The organism is Stieleria maiorica, from assembly GCF_008035925.1.
GTDB lineage: Bacteria > Planctomycetota > Planctomycetia > Pirellulales > Pirellulaceae > Stieleria > Stieleria maiorica.
The window spans coordinates 7,730,624-7,752,897 of the sequence record NZ_CP036264.1 but is presented as its reverse complement, the minus strand read 5'-3'; the positions used below and the strand labels follow the sequence as shown (position 1 = coordinate 7,752,897).

Sequence of the window (22,274 nt, the reverse complement as noted above, 5' to 3'; positions counted from 1 at the left end):
ACGCAGGCCTTTCGGCGCATTGGTCCGAGTGAACCCTGTCACGCGATAGAGCGCAAGGCTAATTACCAGCCGCCGCGGCCTCCACCGCCGCCGCCGCCGTAACCACCACCGCCGCCGCCGCGGTTTCCGCCGCCGCCGCCGCCGCCGCGATAACCGCCACCGCCACCGCCACCGCCACCGCCACGCGGCGCTCGCTCTTGGGCTTCATTGACCCGCAGCGGACGACCTTCGAAATCCTGCCCGTCCAGGGCCTCGATCGCTTCCTTAGCCGCCTCGTCGGGCATCGTCACAAAGCCGAAGCCGCGGCTTCGGCCCGTTTCCCGGTCGGTCAACACGATCGCGTCGTCGACCTGACCGTACTGGCTAAACACTTCTTCCAGCTTTTCCGTCGTAACGGCCCAAGCCAGATTTCCCACATACATCTTCATCGCTACTACAGCTCCAAATTCCAGAAGGCCTCATCACTCGGAGCTGTCCGCGACGCACAATTGGCGTCCATTTCGTTCTGAGAGTCTCGGTCTTCGATCTAGCCGGACGACGACAACCGTCGTCCGCACGTGCGGTCAGTGTAACACTATTTCCAGGTGGGCTGGGAGTGATTCTTTGGGGGATTATGCCTGGATACCCAAAAATATGGGTACGTTTTTGCCCAGCAAACCGCCGGCGGAGCCCCCGTCGGCAAGCAAAATGGACATTCCGGCGGGCGTGGGGCGTTTTTTTCATGCTTTCCTCGGCTGGGATTCGGGCCACAATCCGCCTAAATTGCACGGCGGAAGATGCGTAAAATCAAAGGAAAACTTAATGAAAAACGCTCCAATCGCCCTGTTCTGGATCGCCGCACTGTTTTTGGGATGCAACTCAGGCGATCAAACGCCCCGGACATCCTCCGGCACAGCACCTTCCGGCAAGAAGCTGCGGGTGGTGGTAACGGTCGGAATGGTCGGCGATTTGGTCCGCACGGTCGGCGGAGACCGGATTGAGGTGACGCAGATCTGTGGCGCCGGGGTCGACCCGCACTTGTACATGCCGACGCGCGACGACGTCCAAGACATCATGGAGTCCGAAGCGGTTTTTTATTGCGGGTTGATGTTGGAGGGAAAGATGGCCGACACGCTCGAGAAAGTTAGCCGCAGCAAACCGGTGTTTGCAGTGACCGACGCGATCGATCGCGGCCGGCTGATGGCCGGGGAGGGGGACGAAAGCGGCGGGAGCGGGCAATCCCATGGCGACCCCCATGTCTGGAACGACGTGTCGATGTGGAGTGAGTGCGTGGAGTTGATCCGCGATGAATTGACGCGTCTGGCGCCCGAACACGGCGATCAGTTTGCAGCCAACGCGACGGCCTATCGAGCCGAGTTGGCGAAACTGCATGCATACGGGATCCAGGCGATCGCCACGATCCCCGAAGAAAGCCGATTGTTGATCACCTCTCACGACGCCTTCAACTATTTCGGGCGAGCATACGGATTGGACGTCCGCGGGATCCAAGGGATTTCGACGGAATCTGAAGCGGGCCTGCAACAGATCAACGCGTTGGTCGACCTGTTGATTCGCCGCAACGTCAAAGCCGTTTTTGTCGAAAGCAGCGTCTCGCCCAAGAACGTCGAGGCCTTGATCGAGGGTGCCGCAAGCCAGGGGCACAAGGTCGTCAAGGGAGGCATGCTGTTCAGTGATGCGATGGGACGCCCCGGCACCTATGAAGGCACCTACATCGGGATGCTCGATCACAACCTGACGACCACCACGCGGGCACTGGGCGGTCAAGCCGATCCGGGCGGGTTCCAAGGCAAACTGAGCGGCCAAACGGAACATTGACAGCGGTCATCACGGCCCGATCCGATCATGTTGAATCCACAAGAACGAACCGACGAAACGAATCTCCCGACCGCCGCACGGGACGATGGGTCGGGCGCCGACGTGCCCCTGTCGGTGTACGACTTGACCGTGGCCTACCACCGCAAACCCGTGATCTGGGACGTCGGCTTCGATTTACCGGCCGGCCAATTGATCGGCATCGTCGGCCCCAACGGCGCCGGCAAGAGCACCTTACTGAAAGCCGTGATGGACTTGATCCCACGGGCGTCCGGGCGGGTGCGTATCTTCGGTGACACCTACCGGGACAACCGCCATCGCGTCGGCTATGTGCCCCAACGTGAAAGCGTCGACTGGCAGTTTCCCGTCAGCGCCTTGGATGTCGTCGCGATGGGGCTGTATGACAAAATCGGTTGGTGCCGACCGGTTCGCAAGAAACATCGCGAACAAGCCCGCGAGGCGCTGGCGCGTGTGGGGATCGGGGACCTGGCGGATCGGCAAATCAGCCAGCTGTCCGGTGGCCAACAACAGCGAACGTTCTTGGCCCGAGCGTTGGTCCAGGACGCCGACTTGTACCTGATGGACGAACCGTTCGCGGCCGTCGACGCGGCCACCGAGCGCGCGATCGTCGAAATCCTGCGTGACTTGAAGGCCCGTGGAAAGACCGCCGCGGTCATCCACCACGACCTGCAGACCGTTCCCGAGTACTTCGATTACGTCGTGCTGCTGAACATGCGCGTCGTCGCCCACGGGCCGGTCGAAGACACGTTCACCCAAGACAATTTGCAAAAGACCTACGGCGGACGATTGACGCTGCTGGACGAAGTCACCGAAGCGATGCGGCGACGGGAGAGTTCGATTTGAGAGTTGGGAGTTGGGAGTTGGGAGTTGGGAGTTGCGGTGAATCGGAATGCAAGCGAAACGAAATGTGGCATGCGATGACCAGCCGGATAAGCGTTTCTGCCAGGATTGCCTGCGGTGATCACGGCTTGCCGCTCGCGCGCGGGTTGTTGCTGCTGGCCTTGCTGACGTTGTCGGCAACGGTGTGTCACGCGCGGGGCCGACCTCCGGAAAACGATGGCTCCCGTCAAGCCGCATTTCAATGGGTCGATTCCCAGTGGGGGCGGGTGTTGTTGATGAAGGACTACAACACACGGATCGTGATCTTCGGCGTCGCCGTGCTTGGCGGTGCGTCGGGATTGGTCGGCAGTTTTACGTTGTTGCGCAAGCGTGCGTTGATGGGCGACGCACTCAGCCACGCCAGTTTGCCGGGAATCGCGATCGCCTTCATCGCCGCCAATTGGTTCGGCGGCGACGAAAAATCGCTGCTGTGGTTGTTGGTCGGCGCAAGCACCAGCGGGCTGTTGGGGGTCGCGGTGATCTTGGTGATCCGCAACCAGACGCGATTGAAGGAGGACGCGGCGTTGGGGATCGTGTTGAGCGTGTTCTTCGGGGCCGGCGTCGCGCTGTTGGGCGTGATCCAGCAGATGGACACGGGACATGCCGCGGGTTTGGAAGGGTTCATTTACGGCAAAACGGCATCGATGCGCGCCGCCGATGCCCAGTTGATCGCGGTCACGTCATTGGTCGTGATCGTCGGCTGTTTGATCCTGTTCAAAGAACTAAAACTGCTGTGCTTTGACGAAGGGTTCGCCGGTGCGCAGGGATTTCCCGTCGTCGCGTTGGACGTCGGACTGATGTCGATGGTGGTGCTGGTGACGATCGTCGGATTGCAGGCGGTGGGCCTGGTGCTGATGATCGCGTTGCTGGTGATCCCGGCCGCCGCGGCTCGATTCTGGACCGAGACGATGTGGCGGATGATGCTGTGGGCCGCGCTGCTGGGGACTTGCGGCAGCATCGTCGGCGGTTTGGTCAGCGCGTTGTTTCCCGGGCTTCCGTCCGGCGCGATGATCGTGTTGGTGTGTTCGATCTTTTTCTTCATCAGCATGATGCTGGGCACGCGTCGCGGAGTGATCATTCGGTTCCTGCGACGGCTGCGGCTCAATCGCCGGATCGATCGCCAGCATTTGTTGCGCGCGATGTACGAGCAGATCGAGAAACATTCCGGCGGACAAGCTCGTCGCGACCTTGCGCTGCGAACCAACCGACGGACGCCTGTCACCGTCGATCGGCTGCTTTCGATGCGGAGCTGGTCACGCCGCCGATTGTGCCGCGCGATCGATCAAGCGGTCGAAGATGAGTTGCTGCGGATGCACGAGGGCGACTGCAAATTGACGCAAGCCGGATTCACCGAGGCGGCGCGTTTGACCCGCCAACACCGGTTGTGGGAAATGTATCTGATCGCCTATGCCGACGTGGCGACCGCCAATGTCGACCGCGATGCCGACAAGATCGAACACGTGCTGGCGCCCGAGGTGATCGATCAGTTGGAAGACCTGTTGGACGAACAGGGCATGATGATCCCCGTTCCGATCAGCCCCCACGGCATCGCCGACGAGGACCCAACCGGCGCGGCGGTGAATCAATCGGACACCTCACGGGGGGCTTCGACGTGATCAGCGAGACGTTCTTGTCACCGATGACCGGGCAAACGCTATGCCTGGGGTTGTCGTGGAGCTGGACGCTGGACGGCTGGATCGTCGTGGTCGGCGCGTTGTCGGCGGTCGCTTCGTCGCTGCTGGGAAATTTCCTGGTGCTGCGGAAGATGAGCATGCTGGGCGATGCGATCACGCACGCGGTGCTGCCCGGGATCGCGGTCGCGTTTTTGGTCACCCAGACCCGCAGCAGCCTGCCGATGTTTGTCGGTGCGGTGGTGGTGGGATTGCTGACGGCGTTATTCACCGAGTGGATTCGGGGGACCGGCGGGGTGGACGAAGGGGCGTCGATGGGCGTCGTGTTCACGTCTCTGTTCGCGCTCGGATTGGTGATCCTGGTGCAAACCGCCGACGCGGTGGACTTGGACCCGAATTGTGTGTTGTACGGATCGATCGAATTAACGCCGTTGGATACCGTCTCGGTACTGGGTTACCAAGTGCCTCGGGCGGCGGTCGTGCTGTCGGTGGTGACGGTGATCAATGCGCTGTTCGTGTTGCTGTTTTTTAAAGAGCTGCGTTTGACTTCGTTCGATCCGGCGCTGGCGACGACGATGGGGTTCTCGTCGACCTGGATGCACTACGGATTGATGGTCCTGGTCTCGGTGACCGCGGTGGCCTGTTTTGAAAGTGTGGGCAGCATTTTGGTGGTGGCGATGTTCGTGGTGCCCGCTGCGGCGGCCTACATGCTGACTGATCGGCTGGGCGTGATGATCGCGATCAGTGTTCTGCTGGCGATCATTTCGGCGGTGCTGGGCCATATGATGGCGCTCAGCATCCCGACATGGATCGGCTATCGCAGCACAACGACGTCGGGCATGATCGCCGTTGCCGCCGGCGGTCTGTTTTTCGCCGCGGCGACGTTCGGACCGCGGCACGGCGTTGTCGTCAAACTGGTGCGGCGTCAATTGTTGTCACTTCGCATCCTCTGTGACGACATCGTCGCGTCACTGTTTCGGGGTGAAGAACTCGAGCACCCGGCGCCCCGAACGACATGGTTGGCGGGCGAGCTGTTTGCGTCGACTTGGTCGATGAAGATGGCGCTGGCCTTGCTCCGCCGGCGCGGCGAAGTCACCGTGCGCGACGATGCACTGCGACTGACGGACATCGGACGCGAACGGGGACAACGGTTGGTCCGATCGCACCGGTTGTGGGAGCAATACCTGGTCGACCGCGCGGGCAGCGGGGCCGAGCGAATTCACGACCAGGCGGAGCGGTTCGAGCACTTCACCGACCGAAATCTCCGCGACGAGCTTGCCAGAGAAACCGATGCGCCGGTCGAGGACCCGCACGGGCGGCCGATCCCGGACGAGAGCTAAACCCGAGCCAGAGCTAAAAAAGTCCTCCCCGATCACGTTATTCGTGGCCTACGTTTTTCCGTAGGGCGTGCTTGCGACAGGCCGCAAGTACCGGTCAACCACGAATCAATCTGATAGGACGATGGCTACAATTCCCGCAAAACGCAGCAGAACGCTCGTCGACACGGAGGTCCAAGGCAGCTTGGTCCGCCGCGTGGCGTTGCATTGGATCGTGTTCTTCGTCTGCAACACGATCGCATTGACGTTCTGGATTCGATTGTTCGAGCAACCCGATGCCGATTGGGGCCAGACCTTCGGCGACACGCTGCGACGGTTCTTGCCGTTCTTCGTGATCACGGTCGCGTTGATCCCCGCGTTCGTCTGGGACACGTTGAAGCTGAGTCATCGTTTTGCCGGCCCGATCCTGCGATTGCGAAACACCCTGAAAGACATCAAGGCGGGCCGCGCGGTCGCTCCACTGAAGTTTCGCGACAACGATTTCTGGCAGGAGATGGCGTCCCATTTCAATGACGTGATGCAGCTGCGGCAAGCCGACCAGCCGACCACGGACACGACGGGCACCACCGCGGCGGCAACAGGCACACCGGCAACGGACAACGCAGGGGAGCGGTCCGATGGGTAGTCCATCCAGGGGTGGTTCGATGGGTGGCAAGCGACGATTGAAACGCAAGCGCAGCGGGGTCGCGGCGGTCGAATTCGCCGTCTGTTTGCCCGTCATCGTGTTGCTGGTGTTCGGATCGATCGAAGCATCCAGCTTTATCTTTTTGAAACAATCCTTGAGCGTGGCGTGCTACGAGGGAATCCGCGAGGCCGCCAAGCCGGGTAGCACCGAGGCCCAGGCTGACGCCCGTGCGCTTGCGATTCTGGAATCCCGAGGCGTCAACGATTTCGAGATCCGATTCCCCTCGGGCGTGGAAAACTTGCAACGTGGCGATCAGATCATTTGCGAAGTCTCTGCCCCGACGCGGACCAACAGCCCGATCGCGGGCGAATTCGTCAGCAACCGAGACCTGACCGCCCGCGTCGTGATGTTAAAGGAATAGAACAAGCGTGCCCCTTTCCACTGACACCCCCGTTGGATTCAAACCGATGGTCACCCCCACTGCCATGCGTCGGCGGAAACGCCGCGGTGCGATGCTGATCCTGATCCTGGTCATGCTGGTCGGGTTCGTCGCCACCGTCGCCTTTTCGGTCGACATCGCCCACATGCATCTGTCCCGAACGGAGCTGCGATCGGCCACCGATGCGGCCAGCCAGGCGGCGTCGCAGGAGTTGTCGAAAACCTTCGACACCTCGCTTGCGATCCGTCGGGGCCAGGAGATCGCATTGCTGAACCGCGTCAACGGCCAGCCGCTGCAATTGGAAAACAGCGACTTTGAATTCGGCCGTAGCGACCAGGACGCCGAGGGGCGTTTCGTATTTCGCAACGGTGCCACACCGCTGAACACCGTTCGTGTGACCGGGCGTCGGACCAGCGGTTCGGCGTCGGGCGCGATCCCACTATTGTTCGGAAACATCCTGGGGTTCAGCACCTTCGAACCGCAACTGACGTCGGCGGCGACCTACATCGAACGCGACGTCATCTTGGTCGTCGACCGCAGCGGTTCGATGACCGGAACGAAGTTCGTGGACCTGCAAACCGCGATCGGCGTGTTTGTCGCAACCCTGGGCACCACCCCGGTCAACGAACAAGTCGGGTTGGCGTCCTACAATCAATTCGCCACCCAAGACGTCCAACTGACGGTAAACCTGGGTGAAATCACCAGCGGGTTGTCCGCCCTGGTCACCAGCGGACGCACGAGTATCAGCCGCGGGATGCGAGCCGGTCAAGCGATCATCAATTCCGGGCGCGACGAAGATTTCGTGGAACGCACGATGATCGTGATGACCGACGGATTGCACAACGAAGGTCCCGAACCGGCGACGGTGGCGACCGACCTGGCTGCCGATCAAATCCAAATCCACACCATCACCTTCGGACGTGGGGCAGACCAAAACCGCATGCGAGCGGTTGCGGCCATCGGCGGCGGACGCCACTTCCACGCCCTCAGCGCCGCCGAACTGGTCGAGGCCTATCGGGAGATCGCACTCACGTTGGGAACGGTGATCACAGAATGACGGCCACAACAGAATCCGCGTTGGCGACGAACAGGAGCGACCACCACGTGAATGCCACCGATGCAGTTGACCGCCCCCTCCAGATCGGTCGCCCCGACCTGCGATCGGCACGTCGGCCAACGCCGCGACGCCGTATCCGCCCGCGACGCGGTGCGGCGATGGTTGAATTCGCGATCGTCGCACCGTTGTTGTTCTTCTTCTTTTTCGCCGCCTTTGAATTCTGCCGCGTCGCGATGATTCGGCACACCGTCGACAATGCGGTGTACGAAGGCTGTCGCCGAGCGATCGTTCCGGGGGCGACCGCGGCCGACGCCCGTGCCGCGGCGAACAACGTGCTGGGGACCCTGGGTCTGCGGGCCACGACGGTCGATGTTTCACCGTCGACGATCAACAACCAAACCCCCGAACTGACGCTGACCGTCGAAGTCTCGTTGGATGCCAACACGTTTGTGCCGCCACAATTCACCGGTGGCAGCACGATCACGCGGACGCTGACGATGCAGCGTGAGAGTTCCAATCTCTAGTGGGCTGTCGAATTAGTGAGCCGACGGCGCTAGCCGCGGGCCTAGCGGTGCCAGCATCGCCCTTCGAGGCCCGTGGCTAGCGCCATCGGCTCACGATTTACGGCTAGCCGATGCGTTCGGAGAGTCGCCGTGTTCTCCGAACTCGGCGCACGAAAAACGAAGCTTTCCCCCACGCCGACCTCGGAGAGGACGGCGACGGTCCAGCCCACCCGAAAATCAAGCTGCGGCGGGAGACCAGGACTGGCCTGATTTTTTAAAGTCGATGGACCTGCACGGTCCGACGGCGAACCGGTGATGGGCTACACTGGACCCTTCGCCCGATCCCGACCTGCGTGGCATGCTCGATCGGGCCTCCGTTCCAGTCTTTTCAAATCAGGCCGATGGGAATCCGATTTTCGTGTCACGGTTGTGCGAAACCGTTGAACATCAAATCCGAATTGGCGGGTCGTCGTGGCGTTTGCCCCGAGTGCGGCACCAGGTTCCGAATTCCCCTGGCCGATGCCGAATTCTCGTCGCCGATCGCCACACCCCGGCCCGCGGCGGCAGCGATCGACACACAAGCGACCGGCATCGAAGTGAACCGCGTGGAAGCGGACGCAGTGGCAGAGGATTTCTCGGCGAGTTCACCACAGGCGGAAAACGCGTCCACCGAAGCGGCGGCAGCGGCCGGCACGGCAACCGCCACTGCGACATCATCGGTAACGGCCGCTGGTTCCTCCCCCACGGAGGACGCGGAGGGAACCTTCGCAGGAGAGGCCCCGGAGATTCTTTCCGGCGATTCGGCGGCGACCTGGTACGTCCGCCCACCCAGCGGGGGACAATACGGACCTGCCACTTCGGAGATGCTGAAGATCTGGATCGGCGAAGGCCGCGTGGCCAAAACCGCATTGCTGTGGAAAGACGGCTGGCCGCAGTGGCGAGAAGCGTCCGATGCGTTGGCGGAGATCGCCGATTCGCTGCCCGGGGCACCGTCAACGACCGCGATCGAGCCGTTCTCCGACGCCCCCAGTGGATCCAAGATGACCACCCGGATCTCCCACGAAAAGACCAGCCGGATCGGATCGGATTTCGCCGGTGATGCCAAAATCGGTGCGGTCCGACGCAAACGCTCTTCGCGCAGGATCACCTTGGTCGCCGTCTTGGCCACCTTGGTCGTCGGTTTGTTTGTCACGTTGATCCTGGTGGCCTCGACCAGCGGCTAGCTCGGCGGCGGATCGTTGCTCGGCGCCGCTTTGCCTACGAAACGTCGTGAATTGCCGATTGAAGGTAGCTACCTTCGCCAGAAGGTGGATCCGCCGTGTTCGCCACGCTCTGGCGAGCGTAGCTACGTCAACGTGACGCGGACCGGTTCGCTTTGACAAAGCACCGCCCGCCGACTTTCAGACCCTTTGCCTGATCGGCTAAAGTGTCCCAAGATTAACCGTCCCTGCTTTTAACTCTCCCCCGACCCTCGCGGAGTTCCCAAATGCGATCTCTCTATGCAGCCGCCGGCCCCATCGCCCTGATTGCAGCATTCGTTACGTCGACCATCGTCTTGACCGCTTGCCCGCTGAAGGCTGACGAAGCGGAGAAAGGAGGCGAGACGATCAGCGTGCTCGGAAAAGCGGAGATGAAGGTTCCGGCCGAATTCAAGCGAACCCGCCCCGCCTCGCGAATCATCGAACATGAGTTCAAGGTCGGCGAGGGTGAAACGACGGCGCGGTTGACGATGATGGCCGCCGGCGGTAGCGTCGAAGCCAACATCAAACGATGGAAAGGCCAGTTTTCCGGTGGAGACGATGCGGCACAAAAAACCGAACAAATGGACATCGGCAAATGGTCCGTCCACATCGTCGACGTCAGCGGTGCCTATGCCGAACGCATGGGTGGCGGGCCGTTCGCCGGAGGCAAGGTGGTTCAGCGAGAAGACTACGCGATGGCCGGCGCGATCATGGTCGAACCGGAAGGCCGGCAGTATTTCGTCAAAATGATCGGGCCTGCCGAAATCGTCAAAGGCAACCGCGAGAAGTTTGTGGCGATGGTCAAATCGATCAGCCAGTAAACCGGTCGCTGTCGTCAATCGAAACGGGCGAGCCGTCCGGTACTTGAGGGCGCTCGCTTGAGATCTTCATCTGATTCCAGGCAACGCTCTGGAAATTCGACACTCGAGTTTCTGAGCACGAGTTTCTGAGCACGAGGCAATGATTCGAACATGAATATCCAGAGCTTGCTGGAACACCACGGCATCGTCCGCAATCCCTTTGCCGAGGAAGACGCCCAGACCGACCAGGTGTTCAAAGAACACTGTATCGCCAACGCGTACCACCCCGTCTGGGACAAGGTGTACGGGGATCCCACCGAACCATCGACGGCCATCGTTTTTGGCCCCAAGGGGTCGGGCAAAACCGCGATGCGGCTGCAGGTCCTGCGGCATCTGCAGAAGTTCAATCAGGAACATCCCGGCGAGCGGATTTATACGATCGCCTACGATGACTTCAACCCATTCCTGGATCACTTCAGCGAACGACTCAGCCGCCGCACCAACCGGAAACCCGAACGCGTGCTCAAAGAATGGAAGCTTTGGGATCACATGGATTCGATCCTCTGCTTGGGCGTCACCAAACTGGTCGACCAAATTTTGAAAGCCGACCAGGTGAACGACGGCATCGATCGCCAGATGTTGTCGAAATTGGACCGCACCGCCGCGCGCGATCTGTTGCTGTTGGCCGCCTGCTATGACCAGTCCAGTGATGGTTCGTTCATCGAACGCTGGAATTCGCTGCGGCGGCACTTGGGGTACGGCAACATCGTCGCCAAAATCAGCTGTTGGTTTGCTTGCGCATGGAGCGTGATCGTCGCGTTGGCGTTCGTCTACTTCATGTTCAGCGGCTCCGGCGGTGGTGATGCCGCCGCGGCCGACGGTGGCGAAGTGGCGGCGCCGAAGACGGTTTGGGATTACCTTTGGTTGGCTCCCGTGTTGATGCTGATCGGATCGGCCCCGTATCTGTGGCGGCTGCTGAAAACCTGGTGGGCGGCGTTTCGAATTCGTCGTCACATGCGGGTCGGCAAACGTGAAGTCGGCACCACACGAAAACTGCTGCATTCGATTCCCATCAAAGAACTCGCCAGCCAGCCCTTGCCGAGGTACGATCGAACCGACGATCGCTACGAATTGCTGAACAAGTTTCAATCGGTGATCGATCGACTGGGGTACAGCGGCATGATCGTGCTGATGGACCGCGTCGACGAACCGCACATGACGGGCGGCAAGACCGAACTGATGCGTCTGTTCGTCTGGCCGCTGCTGGACAACAAACTGCTGAAACATCCGGGGGTGGGATTCAAATTGATGCTGCCGCAGGATCTGCACCGAGACATGGAACGTGAATCGCGTGACTTTCACGAACGCGCTCGGTTGGACAAACAGAACGTGATCCCGTCGTTTCAATGGACCGGCGAATCGCTGTACGACTTGGCCCGAGCCCGCATGATCGCCTGTGCGGCTCCGGGGAAATCTCCCGAGCCGAAGGACCTGTTTTCCGACCTGGACTACGCCAGGATCATCTCGGCGTTCAATTCGTTGCGTGTCCCGCGACACCTGTTCCGATTTTTGTATCGCGTGCTGGTCGACCACTGCAATCGTTACACCGATTCCAACCCGGAATTCAAGATCCGGTCGGAGACGTTCGAAACCGCGTTGGCCGTCTACAGTCGTGAACTCGACTCCGGTACGTCGTGAGCGAGCCGAACTCGGACTCGAGCCACGACTTGAGCCACGACACGGGCCAGCGGCCCACCAGCACGTGGCACCGCAAAGCAGCGATGATCGTGCCGCTGCTGATGTTCTTTATTCTCGCCGCGGTGATCGACACCAGTCCGGTCCGCGACGGCGAAACGGTTCATGCCTCGGCCTATTTCATCTCGGTGGTTGCCAGAGTGGTTGCGATGTCCGCGGCGATTCTGTGGTTCGGCCGCGAGATCGTGCGTCAATTCCCGCTGGCGATCGACTGCTGGGGATGGATCGTCGGGGTCGTCGGCGCGGCGCTTTGGATCGGCGTCTGTGCCCTGGATCTGGAACGCCAAATCATCGATTGGTTCGCCTTGCCGGACGATTGGTTGCCCAAGCGCGACGGGGTCAATCCGTTTGCGACCTATCCGTCGGGCGCCGAATTGGCGAGCTTTTTGCTGATGCGATTCACATTGCTGGCGGTCTGTGTGCCGATCGCCGAAGAGCTGTTCTTGCGCGGGTTTGTGATGCGGGCGTTCGAGGCCGAAGACTGGCCGTCGCTGCCGCTGACCGAAATCGGCCGCAACGGATTAATCATCGGCACGGTTTATGGGATTGCCACGCATCCGGCCGAATGCTTCGCCGCGGCGCTTTGGTTTTCACTGGTCAGCTGGCTGATGGTAAAAACGGGAAAGTTCTGGAATTGCGTGATCGCCCACGGCGTGACGAATTTGATTTTGGGCATCTACGTCTGCCTGACCGGCACTTGGCATCTGTGGTAGGCGGCTTGTTGGTTTAATCAGCCGTTTGGCGCGAGCCCAATGCACCTGCTTTCGATCATAAACCGAGCCGTAGGCGCTAGCCTCGGGCCTTACAAGTCTCAAAGGGCAATCCAAGGCCCGCGGCGAGCGCCGTCGGCTCATAGAGTAGGTGGCATTGGGCGCCAGCCAACGGGCGTCGGTGTGATTTCTTCGTGTTGCAGGCCCGTACGCTAGCGCGAAACGGCTGATCCCACCTGTGATCGGACTAACATCCACAATCCGTAGGACGTTTTTAAAATGCAACTGCACACACGCGACCGACAAGACGAATGGATGGACCAACCGGACTTGGACGGTGCGCTGCATGCAAAAGCGTTGCATGGGCTTTCGAGAGTCAATCGACTCAGCGGTGCGGCGGGAACGATTTGGAAACCGATTGCTCAGGTGTCCGATGCGGTGGCGGGGCGACCGATCCGGGTGCTCGATGTCGCTTGCGGCGGCGGCGATGTGGCGATCGGGTTGAAGCGATTGGCCGATCGCAAGGGAATCGACATGGAGATCGTCGGCTGTGATCTTAGCGAAACCGCCGTCGCGTTTGCGAGTGAAAACGCGCAGCGCCGGGGCGCGGACGTATCATTTGTCCAGCACGATGCACTCGGCGGCGATTTGCCCACGGGCTTTGATGTGGTTTATAGTTCATTGTTCCTTCATCACTTGGAAGCGGCCGACGTCGTGCGTCTACTCGTGGCGATGCGGACGTGCGCGCGGCACAAGGTGGTGATCAGCGACCTGCTGCGTTCTCAACTGGGGTACTTTTTGGCCAAGTGGGGCATCCGGCTCTTGACGACCAGCAAGGTGTGTCACGTCGATGGTCCGTTGAGCGTGCGTGCGGCGCTGACGATTTCCGAAGCGTCGGAACTGGCTACACGGGCGGGGCTGACACCGGTTCAGATCACGCGGAAATGGCCGGAACGGTTTTTGTTGGTTTATGACGCCGGAGCCACATCGGGATGGGCCAAGAGCTAACATCGACGATCTCCCGCCAAACGGCGTCCGGTGAACGCTGGGACGCGGTGATCGTCGGAGCTGGGATTGCCGGTTCGCTGACCGCACTGGGGCTCGCGCGGCGCGGCCGCAAGGTGTTGCTGATCGAGCGTTCGACGTTTCCGCGGCACAAGGTTTGTGGGGCATGCCTGAACAGCGACGCGATCGCCGGATTGCGCGGCGCCGGGGTCTGGAACGCGATCGAAGCGATCGGCGGACACGGGCTTGACCAGTACTGTCTTCGCAGCGGACGGAGCCGGGCGAATCTGGAACTTCCCGGCGGCCATGCGGTGTCACGCTACGCGATGGATCGCGTCTTGGTCGAGTCGGCGATCGCTGCCGGTGCGCAGTTCTTGAGCGAGACGGCGGTCACGATCATCGCCGCGGACGCCGATGGGGCGCAGCGATCGCTGTGCGACAACGACGGCAACCGATACGACGCCCGGATCGTGGTTGCGGCCAACGGCTTGGCCAGCAAACCGGTCTCCGGGGACTCGGACGACCGACTGGTCGTCCCGGCCGACTCACGGATCGGACTGGGAGCCCATTGGAACCAGGGCGACGATCGCAGTGGCGTGATGCATCTGGCCAGCGGCGTGATCTACATGGCGATCGCAGACACCGGTTACGTCGGACTGGTAATGACGGAGAATCAGCAGGTCAATTTGGCCGCCGCGGTCGATCGTGCCGCGGTCCAGACCTTCGGGCCGTCGGAGGTCTGTCACCAGATCCTGCGTTCGTGCGGCTGGGATTTGGCCGCTCGGCTGGAATCGACCGATTTCCGCGGGACCCCGACCCTGACACGTCGACGCAAGATTGCCGGAGCGCAGCGGCTGTTTTTTGTCGGCGATTCATCGGGCTACGTCGAACCGTTCACCGGCGAAGGCATGGCTTGGGCGGTGCGTGCAGGCACCGCCGTCGTGCCCCGGATCGACCGCGCGATCCGCCACTGGGACAATGACGCACCCCAGCAGTGGACAGACGCGTTGAAGAAGTTGCTGGGGAGACAGCAGCGACGCTGCCGATGGATTTCCAGACTGCTCCGCCACCCGCGACTGGTGCACCACACGATCGGCGCGATGTCGCGATTTCCACGATTCGGCCAATTCGCCGTCCAGCAGGTCCAACGCGAGCATGCGCGGCCTCTGGAGGATGACTCGCTGGAAGCGGACAGGCTGCACGAGGACAGGCTGCACGAGGACAGGTCGGCCCCTCCCCAACCGGGGACCGGCGACGACGCGGCATAGGGTAATACCGCGGCATCGCTTCCGAATGGGCGGGACAGTCGCCGTCCTCTCCGAGGTCGGCGCGGTGCGACGCTTCGCTGTTTCGCGTGCGCCGGGTTCGGAGTACACGGCGACCCTCGCAAGCGCCTCGTCATCGAGCAGAAATTCGCCTCCGAGACGGCCGTTTGGCCGGCCAATCGGACGACAGGCTATTTTCGGCTTGCCCGTCGTCGTGAATTTGCTAGGCTTTGGGGCTCGCAGTTGGCTGAGCCGAAGCGCCGGCCGAAACATCCATTCACATTTTCTTAAGGCCGATCAAGTCGGCGTAAAACTATTGGAGAACCGACTCGGTGGGTACCAAGAAGACCGGTAAAGGGCGACGAAAAGTAGGGCGAAAGAAGCGACGTATGCGCAGCAAGATTCGGCACCGCAAGAAGTAAACGTCTGCGATCATTGATTCATGAGAAAACGGCTTCGATCGGCGTCGGGGCCGTTTTTTCGTGCGCGGGAGGGTTTTGGCGTCAGTTTTCACGGCTCGTTCCCAGGCTCCGCCTGGGAACGCGAATTCCCGCAGGCTCCGCATGCCGAGGCACGAGCGCGTGTGGCTGGAGCCACGCCCGCATGGCGTTCCAAGGCGGAGCCTTGGAACGCGGGGGCTGGACGGAGCCTGGGAACGAGGAGGGATGGGTATTGCGTCGGCCCGCCCGAAGCCTGGCGACTGTGATCGGATTGACAGCAGGCCGGAACCGGCACCGGAGCGTCTCACCTCGTTCCGATCGATTCCTCGTTCAACCTCATATCGACCGGCTGGAGGGGGATCTTGTACGATGCGCCCTGGCACCGCCGCGATGGATTGAATCGTGCAAATCGTGGCGCGATCATTTCCACTCCTAGCTACAAGAGACTGGTTCTACCCGCATGGGATTGTACGAACGTGATTACGGCCGCGAGGATGAATCGCCGTGGGATCGGCATCTAAGATCGCAGTCCCAGATGCCCAAGAGCATGACGATCATCCTGGTGATCATCACGGTGGCGGTGTTTCTGGTCGATGTGTTCACGGCCAAGGCGGTCGGCCAGGGTGAAACGGTCAGCCGGTTGATGCCCTGGTTTGGATGCTGGAAAACGACCTTGCTGCAACCATGGATGTGGCACCAGTTTCTTTCGTACGGATTCTTGCACTCGCTGGAAACGCCGTTTCATGTCGGCTTGAACATGTTCGGATTGTTCATCTTTGGCCGAGCGGTCGAGGAGCGGATGGGACGCTATGAATTCCTGCGGGTGTATCTGTTTTCGATGTTTCTGGGCGGCATCGCGGGCTGTCTGACGTACTGGGCGATGGGGGTGCCGTCGGGTGTGGTCATCGGAGCCAGCGGCGCCGTCAGCGCCGTGACGATCCTGTTCGCCTGCTATTACCCCCAGGCGACCATCTTGTTGATGTTCGTCTTTCCGGTCAAAGCCTGGGTGATCGCGGTGTTTTTCGTGATCAGCAACGTGTTCGGTTCGTTGTCGATGCTTTCCGGGCCGGCCGGACAAGATACGGGGGGAACCGCGTTCACCGTCCACTTGGCGGGCATCGCATTCGCCTTGGCCTACCACTACCAACGCTGGAACCTTGGCTGGCTGGACGTTTCCAAGTACCGCAACCGAGTCGGGCGATCGGTCCGACGGACGAAGTTGAAACTGCACGATCCCGACGCCAAACTGCGCCGCGAAGAAGATGACGTGGACCGCATCCTGGCCAAGATCCACGCCAGCGGAGAAGCGAGTCTGACGAGAGCCGAGCGGCGGACACTGGAACGACACAGCCGCCGAAAACGCGAAAGCCGCAATCGAGAATAACGCGGGAATCGCAACCACCTGTCCCATCGCCACCACACGATCGCCCTGACCGGGAGTGCCCCATGAAACCACTGACTTTCCAGACGCGCCGCTCCGAATGCTCCCGCGTGCTTTTGACCACTGCCGTATTGGCCCTACTGCTCGGCAGCATCCCCGGCTCTTCGACGGTGCGGGGAGCCGGTCCAGACAAGCCGCTCGCGGTGGGTGACAAGGCACCGGATTTTGAGCTGCCCATCCAGGGCCAGAGCGATTATGTGACGCTTTCGCAACTGAACGCCGACGGCCCAGTCGTGGTGGTGGTCCTGAGAGGTTTTCCGGGATACCAGTGTCCGATCTGCAATCGCCAAGTCGGGGCGATGATCAACCGGGCCAAGACACTGAGTTCGGCGCTCGGCGACCGCCCCAACCGCGTGGTGCTGGTTTATCCGGGTGAAGACTCCGATGCCGATTTGGAGCGTCGTGCCAAGCAGTTCCTCGGGGCCCGTCGGCTGCCCGAGCCAATGGTGCTGGTTCGCGACCCGGGGATGGAGATGATCACGTCTTGGGGGCTCCGCTGGGACGCCCGTCGCGAGACCGCCTATCCGTCGGCCTACGTGATCGGAGTGGGACGTCGAGTCGCATGGTCCAAGGTCAGCGATTCGCACGGCGGCCGTGCATCGGTCGAAGAGATCCTGCAGGCGCTCAAGAATCTTTAGTATTCCGCCGCAGCTTGGTTTTCGGGTTATGGACGAGGCGACGAGTCCATTCGGATTGCCAGCTGTGAGGACTTCTCGCGTCGTCCACTACCGTCTACCCGAATATTAAGACGAGACGGTCCCTACGGGCCCTTACCGACCGAGAAAGGCGGTTAACATACCGGGATTGACAGCGGGGGTGCGAGGCCCCGGCGGTTGCGGGTATGTTTTGCAAGTCCGCGAGCCGATCCGTTGGGGACCTGGCGGACGATGTCGACGCATTGTCGCTCGATTCCCCCGTCCGTTTCCTTTCCAATCGCCCGGCGCCCGCCATGCAGGTTCGTAAAGCAGTCATCACCGCTGCGGCCCCCAATCAGAATCGTATCCCCACGCAACAACTGGTCGACCGCGAGGGGAAAGACAAGTCCGCGTTGCAGTTGATCTTGGAAGAGGTGCTTTCGTGCGGCGTCGAAGAGATTTGCATGGTGATCCGCCCGGGCGATCAACGCTCATTCGAACAAGCCGCCGGTGACTTGGTCGGTAGCGTCCGCTTTGTCGAGCAACCCGAACCGATCGGATATGCCGACGCGATTTTGCGTGCCAAGGCGTTCGTCGCCGACGAACCGTTTTTGCATCTGGTCGGCGATCACTTGTACCTGAGTGCGTCGGAGATCTCGTGTGCCAGGCAACTGGTCCACGTCGCCTCGGAGTTCGCCTGCTCGGTCTCGGCCGTGCAATCGACCCGCGAAAACAAGCTGCCCTACTTCGGGATCGTCTCGGGAACACGCGTGCCGCGGCAAGAAGGGGTGTTCGAAGTCCAACGGGTGGTTGAAAAGCCGACTCCGACGCGGGCCGAACAGGAATTGGTCACGCCGGGGCTGCGGTCCGGTCACTACCTGGGATTCTTCGGCATGCACGTCCTGACCCACGACATCATCGCCGCGTTGGAACAAGTCGTCGCGGATAAATCATTGACCAAGCCGACGCTCTCGGACGCGTTGGATGTGCTGCGAGCGCGTCACAAGTACATGGCATTCGAAGTCCGCGGGACGCGTTACAACTTGGGGATCCCCTATGGGTTGCTGATCTCTCAATTGGCGATCGCACTGTCGGGCCAAGACCGCGATCACATTTTGACCGAGCTGGTCGACTTGTTAGCTCAACGCAGTGCCGTCATCGGCGACGGGGGCCGTGACGCATGAGCAATCGATTGATCGACATTATTCGATCGGAGGACGAATCGCTTCGCCACCGTTCGCTGGAATCCGTCGTCGCCGATGCGACCACGACGCAGCTGCTGGAGCATTGCCGATCGCTGGACGCCTATCGACGTCACGAAGAAAACCTCTACTGCCGTGTCCGCGCACTGTTCTTCCTCGCGTCGATTCACCGCTACCATCTGCCCCGCCGGCTGGAAATGGACGATGCGTCATCGACCTTCCTGCGACGCGACGGATTGATTCCGTTTGGCGGCTATGAACACCTGTTGTCGCGACGCTTTTCCGAAGCGATCGACGACTTTCTTCAGACCCAAGAATCGGACGGCCCCAGCGACGCGATCTCCAGCGCCTTGGCCCAAGCCTATCATCAGCTGGGCTTCCAAACGCTGGCCGACCAGGTTCGAAAGAGCGTCCGTACGGTGCGCGGCAATCAGTGGATGTTTCGGCTCGGTCACCCGATCGACCATCCGCTGCGACTGCGCCGCGAGTTGCTCAGTGCGGATCCGAAACGCGGTGCGATGCCGTTGCTGTGTGAAACGACCGCGGTGCGTATGGATCTTTCCCACAGTGCCTGGAGCGACATCTTCTTTTTGGGCATGGACTACCCCGCCGGGGCGCGGGTCCTGAACATCTCGGTCGATCTGGGCGTGCGTGGCCGCGACGATTCTCCCAGTCCGCCGATCGAAACGTACCTGCGAGTCATCGACCAGCCGGTGTTCCGGTTGGCCAGCGTCGATTTGAATGCGACCGCGGAGGTCACGACGATCGGCGAGATGTTCGATTTCGCCCGCGACTACTTGGGGCTATTGAAAGCGGCCGTGATCGCGGCGGGAATCGTCCCTCCGGGTCTGGAAGGCTGCGGGCGTCCGATCAGTGAACTGTTGACCCAATTGATCGGCCCGGGAAAAGGGCTGGAACTGGTCTCCAAGATCAACGACATCCCCAAAGGGTCTCGATTGGCGGTTTCGACCAACCTGCTGGGATCACTGATTTCGATTCTGATGCGGGCGACCGGACAGATCGAATCGCTGACCGGAGGGCTGACCGAATCGGAACGACGATTGGTGGCCGCCCGGGCGATCCTCGGTGAATGGATCGGCGGCAGCGGCGGCGGGTGGCAAGATTCGGGCGGCGTTTGGCCGGGGATCAAACTGATTTGCGGTGCCGAGGCGGCCGAGGGGGATCCCGAACACGGGGTCAGCCGCGGACGATTGATGCCGGTCCATCAGGTTTTTGATCGCCAGCGGGCGAGCGAGCAGACGCGTCGAAAGCTGCAGGAGTCGATGGTCCTGGTGCACGGCGGCATGGCCCAAAACGTCGGACCGATCCTGGAAATGGTGACCGAGCGCTACCTGTTGCGCAGCGAAGCAGAATGGAGCGCGCGTCAAGAAGCGATGACGATTCTGGACCAAGTCGTTGCGGCGATTGAATCCGGGGACATTCGCCAGATCGGGCAAGCAACGACACGGAACTTCGAGGGTCCGTTGCAAACGATCATCCCTTGGGCAACCAATCGTTTCACCGATCGATTGATCCAGGCCTGTCGTGACAAGTATGGGGATCGTTTCTGGGGCTTTGTCATGTTGGGCGGGATGTCCGGTGGCGGGATGGGATTCCTGTTTGATCCGTCGATCAAAGCGGCCGCCAGCGATTGGCTGCAAAAAGAAATGGTCCAGATCAAAACGCAATTGCAGACCGCGTTGCCGTTCGCCATGGACCCGGTCGTCTATGACTTTTCCATCAACGACCAGGGCACTTGGGCTCAGCTGCGCAGCGGCGACGATGCCGTGATGCCCGATCGCTATTACCAATTGGTGTTGCCGAACCTGCTAAGAACTGCGCCGCGTGATTTGTCGCCCAACCGGCGATCGGAATTGCAATCGATCGCACGCCGCTGCACCGACGGCCAGATCGCCGCGTCCGCGTCGTCCAAGTTGTTGCAAAGTGTCTTGCCCCATGATGAATCCGACGAGCGGTCCGACACCTCGTTGCACGATTTGCTGCATTCGATCGGGTTCGACGCCGAACAACACGAACAGATTCGAGCGGATTTGAAGAACGGACGGATCGGATTGTCACAGAACCGTCTCTCGCCCAGCACGACGATCCGCGACGTCGGTCCCGACCACGTCGTTGACCTGCGGCAAGGATGCAGCCCGGAAGACGTGAAGGCCGGCGAGCGAGCGATCGCCGACGGAGAGGTCGGCGTCGTGACGCTGGCTGCCGGCGTAGGCAGTCGTTGGACCGAAGGCGCCGGAGTCTGCAAGGCGCTGCACCCGTTCAATCGCTTTGCCGGTCGCCACCGCAGTTTCTTGGAAGTCCACCTGGCCAAGACGCGGGCGACGCTCCGATCGATCGGCGGTCCGATCCCCCACGTCTTCACCACCAGCTATCTGACGGACGCCCCGATCCGAGAACACCTGCAGCGCCATGAACAATTCGGATTCGACGGCGGTGTCGAGGTCTCGACCGGAAAAAGCGTCGGATTGCGAATGGTCCCGACGGTCCGCGACCTGCAATTTGCGTGGCAAGAAACGGCCAGCCAGGTCTTGGACCAACAACAGCAAAAAGTCCGCGAAAGTGTGCGCGCGGCCTTGATGAACTGGGCCCGAACGACGGGCGAAGCGAGCGACTACACCGACAACGTGCCCAACCAGTGCCTGCATCCGGTCGGGCACTGGTACGAAGTTCCCAACTTGCTCCGCAACGGAATGCTGCATCGACTGCTGCAAGACCAGCCGTCACTCCGCTATCTGATGCTGCACAACATCGACACGTTGGGGGCGAACGTCGATCCGGGACTGCTGGGCGCCCACATCCGTCGCGGGGCGGACCTGAGCTTTGAAGTCATCACCCGTCGGCTGGAAGACCGCGGCGGTGGACTGGCACTGGTCGGCGGACGCCCGCAGTTGGTCGAAGGATTGGCAATGCCGGACGAACGCATCGAATTCGACCTGTCCTACTACAACTCCATGACCACTTGGATCGACATCGGGCGCCTGCTGGAGACGTTCCAGTTGACGCGATCCGATTTGGCCGACTCCACCGTCGTCGACTCCGCGGTGCGCAAGTTGGCCAAACGATTGCCCACCTACATCACACTGAAAGATGTCAAGAAACGCTGGGGACATGCCCAAGAAGACATCTATCCGGTGGCTCAGTTCGAAAAACTGTGGGGCGACATGACGGCGCTTCCGGAGGTGGAGTGCCAATACATGGTCGTCCCCAAACGCCGCGGGCAACAGCTCAAAGAGCAGGCTCAGCTGGACCCCTGGAAACGCGACGGATCGGCCGAGTACATCGATTCGCTCTGTGATTGGCGGGATTGAGAGCGGCTGCAAGAAACGGAAGAAGGCAGAATAATACGGGGCAGAATCATGCCATGCCCCATCATTCTGCCACCCCATCATTCTGCCACCCCATCATTCTGCCACCCCATCATTCTGCCACCCCATCATTCTGCCACCCCATCATTC

The 22,274-nt window shown here is 61.1% G+C and carries 19 protein-coding genes; 18 read left to right on the top strand and 1 reads right to left on the bottom strand.

Annotated elements, in window-relative coordinates; all coding sequences use genetic code 11:
- Positions 1–62: 62 nt before the first annotated feature.
- Positions 63–428 carry an RNA recognition motif domain-containing protein gene (locus Mal15_RS26335; protein WP_147870480.1) on the bottom strand — a complete coding sequence of 122 codons (366 nt, stop codon included), beginning with the start codon at positions 426–428 and terminating at the stop codon, positions 63–65.
- A 373-nt stretch (positions 429–801) separates the two neighbouring features.
- On the opposite strand from Mal15_RS26335, the gene Mal15_RS26330 reads away from it, so the two are divergent.
- The 18 genes from Mal15_RS26330 (at position 802) to Mal15_RS26245 (ending at position 22,127) form a co-directional block, all read left to right on the top strand.
- On the top strand, positions 802–1,815 hold the full coding sequence (locus Mal15_RS26330) for a metal ABC transporter solute-binding protein, Zn/Mn family (protein WP_147870479.1): 1,014 nt from the start codon (positions 802–804) through the stop codon (positions 1,813–1,815).
- A gap of 27 nt (positions 1,816–1,842) precedes the next feature.
- Positions 1,843–2,676 (top strand): metal ABC transporter ATP-binding protein, encoded by an 834-nt coding sequence (locus Mal15_RS26325; protein ID WP_147870478.1) that lies wholly within the window; start codon positions 1,843–1,845, stop codon positions 2,674–2,676.
- Between the two features lie 74 nt (positions 2,677–2,750).
- Positions 2,751–4,328, top strand: a complete 1,578-nt coding sequence (locus Mal15_RS26320) for a metal ABC transporter permease (RefSeq protein ID WP_147870477.1) — start codon at positions 2,751–2,753, stop codon at positions 4,326–4,328.
- On the top strand, positions 4,325–5,683 hold the full coding sequence (locus Mal15_RS26315) for a metal ABC transporter permease (RefSeq protein WP_233903040.1): 1,359 nt from the start codon (positions 4,325–4,327) through the stop codon (positions 5,681–5,683). Before Mal15_RS26320 ends, Mal15_RS26315 begins: the two co-directional genes overlap by 4 nt.
- Positions 5,684–5,804: 121 nt before the next feature.
- Entirely contained in the window at positions 5,805–6,305 is a 501-nt protein-coding gene (locus Mal15_RS26310; protein ID WP_199773740.1) for a hypothetical protein, read from the top strand.
- Positions 6,298–6,726, top strand: a complete 429-nt coding sequence (locus Mal15_RS26305) for a TadE/TadG family type IV pilus assembly protein (RefSeq protein ID WP_199773739.1) — start codon at positions 6,298–6,300, stop codon at positions 6,724–6,726. The genes Mal15_RS26310 and Mal15_RS26305 overlap by 8 nt, the downstream gene beginning before the upstream one ends.
- A 46-nt stretch (positions 6,727–6,772) precedes the next feature.
- Positions 6,773–7,801: a vWA domain-containing protein gene (locus Mal15_RS26300; protein WP_233903039.1), complete on the top strand. Its 1,029-nt coding sequence runs from the start codon at positions 6,773–6,775 to the stop codon at positions 7,799–7,801.
- A 47-nt stretch (positions 7,802–7,848) separates the two neighbouring features.
- Positions 7,849–8,325 carry a TadE family protein gene (locus Mal15_RS26295; protein ID WP_233903038.1) on the top strand — a complete coding sequence of 159 codons (477 nt, stop codon included), beginning with the start codon at positions 7,849–7,851 and terminating at the stop codon, positions 8,323–8,325.
- Positions 8,326–8,744: 419 nt separating this feature from the next.
- Entirely contained in the window at positions 8,745–9,527 is a 783-nt protein-coding gene (locus tag Mal15_RS26290) for a DUF4339 domain-containing protein (protein ID WP_147870474.1), read from the top strand.
- 263 nt (positions 9,528–9,790) lie between these two features.
- Positions 9,791–10,366 carry a hypothetical protein gene (locus Mal15_RS26285; RefSeq protein WP_147870473.1) on the top strand — a complete coding sequence of 192 codons (576 nt, stop codon included), beginning with the start codon at positions 9,791–9,793 and terminating at the stop codon, positions 10,364–10,366.
- Positions 10,367–10,516: 150 nt separating this feature from the next.
- Positions 10,517–12,043, top strand: coding sequence for a hypothetical protein (locus tag Mal15_RS26280; RefSeq protein WP_147870472.1), 1,527 nt, complete (start codon positions 10,517–10,519; stop codon positions 12,041–12,043).
- A 29-nt stretch (positions 12,044–12,072) separates the two neighbouring features.
- Positions 12,073–12,813, top strand: coding sequence for a CPBP family glutamic-type intramembrane protease (locus tag Mal15_RS26275; protein ID WP_147870471.1), 741 nt, complete (start codon positions 12,073–12,075; stop codon positions 12,811–12,813).
- Positions 12,814–13,089: 276 nt separating this feature from the next.
- Positions 13,090–13,818 (top strand): methyltransferase domain-containing protein, encoded by a 729-nt coding sequence (locus tag Mal15_RS26270; RefSeq protein WP_147870470.1) that lies wholly within the window; start codon positions 13,090–13,092, stop codon positions 13,816–13,818.
- Positions 13,803–15,083: an NAD(P)/FAD-dependent oxidoreductase gene (locus Mal15_RS26265; protein ID WP_147870469.1), complete on the top strand. Its 1,281-nt coding sequence runs from the start codon at positions 13,803–13,805 to the stop codon at positions 15,081–15,083. Before Mal15_RS26270 ends, Mal15_RS26265 begins: the two co-directional genes overlap by 16 nt.
- Before the next feature lie 897 nt (positions 15,084–15,980).
- Complete coding sequence (locus Mal15_RS26260; protein ID WP_147870468.1) at positions 15,981–16,904, top strand: rhomboid family intramembrane serine protease; 924 nt, start codon at positions 15,981–15,983, stop codon at positions 16,902–16,904.
- Between the two features lie 62 nt (positions 16,905–16,966).
- Positions 16,967–17,599 carry a redoxin family protein gene (locus tag Mal15_RS26255; protein WP_147870467.1) on the top strand — a complete coding sequence of 211 codons (633 nt, stop codon included), beginning with the start codon at positions 16,967–16,969 and terminating at the stop codon, positions 17,597–17,599.
- A gap of 311 nt (positions 17,600–17,910) precedes the next feature.
- Positions 17,911–18,780, top strand: coding sequence for a sugar phosphate nucleotidyltransferase (locus tag Mal15_RS26250; RefSeq protein ID WP_147872542.1), 870 nt, complete (start codon positions 17,911–17,913; stop codon positions 18,778–18,780).
- Complete coding sequence (locus Mal15_RS26245) at positions 18,777–22,127, top strand: UTP--glucose-1-phosphate uridylyltransferase (RefSeq protein ID WP_147870466.1); 3,351 nt, start codon at positions 18,777–18,779, stop codon at positions 22,125–22,127. Before Mal15_RS26250 ends, Mal15_RS26245 begins: the two co-directional genes overlap by 4 nt.
- Positions 22,128–22,274: the final 147 nt, after the last annotated feature.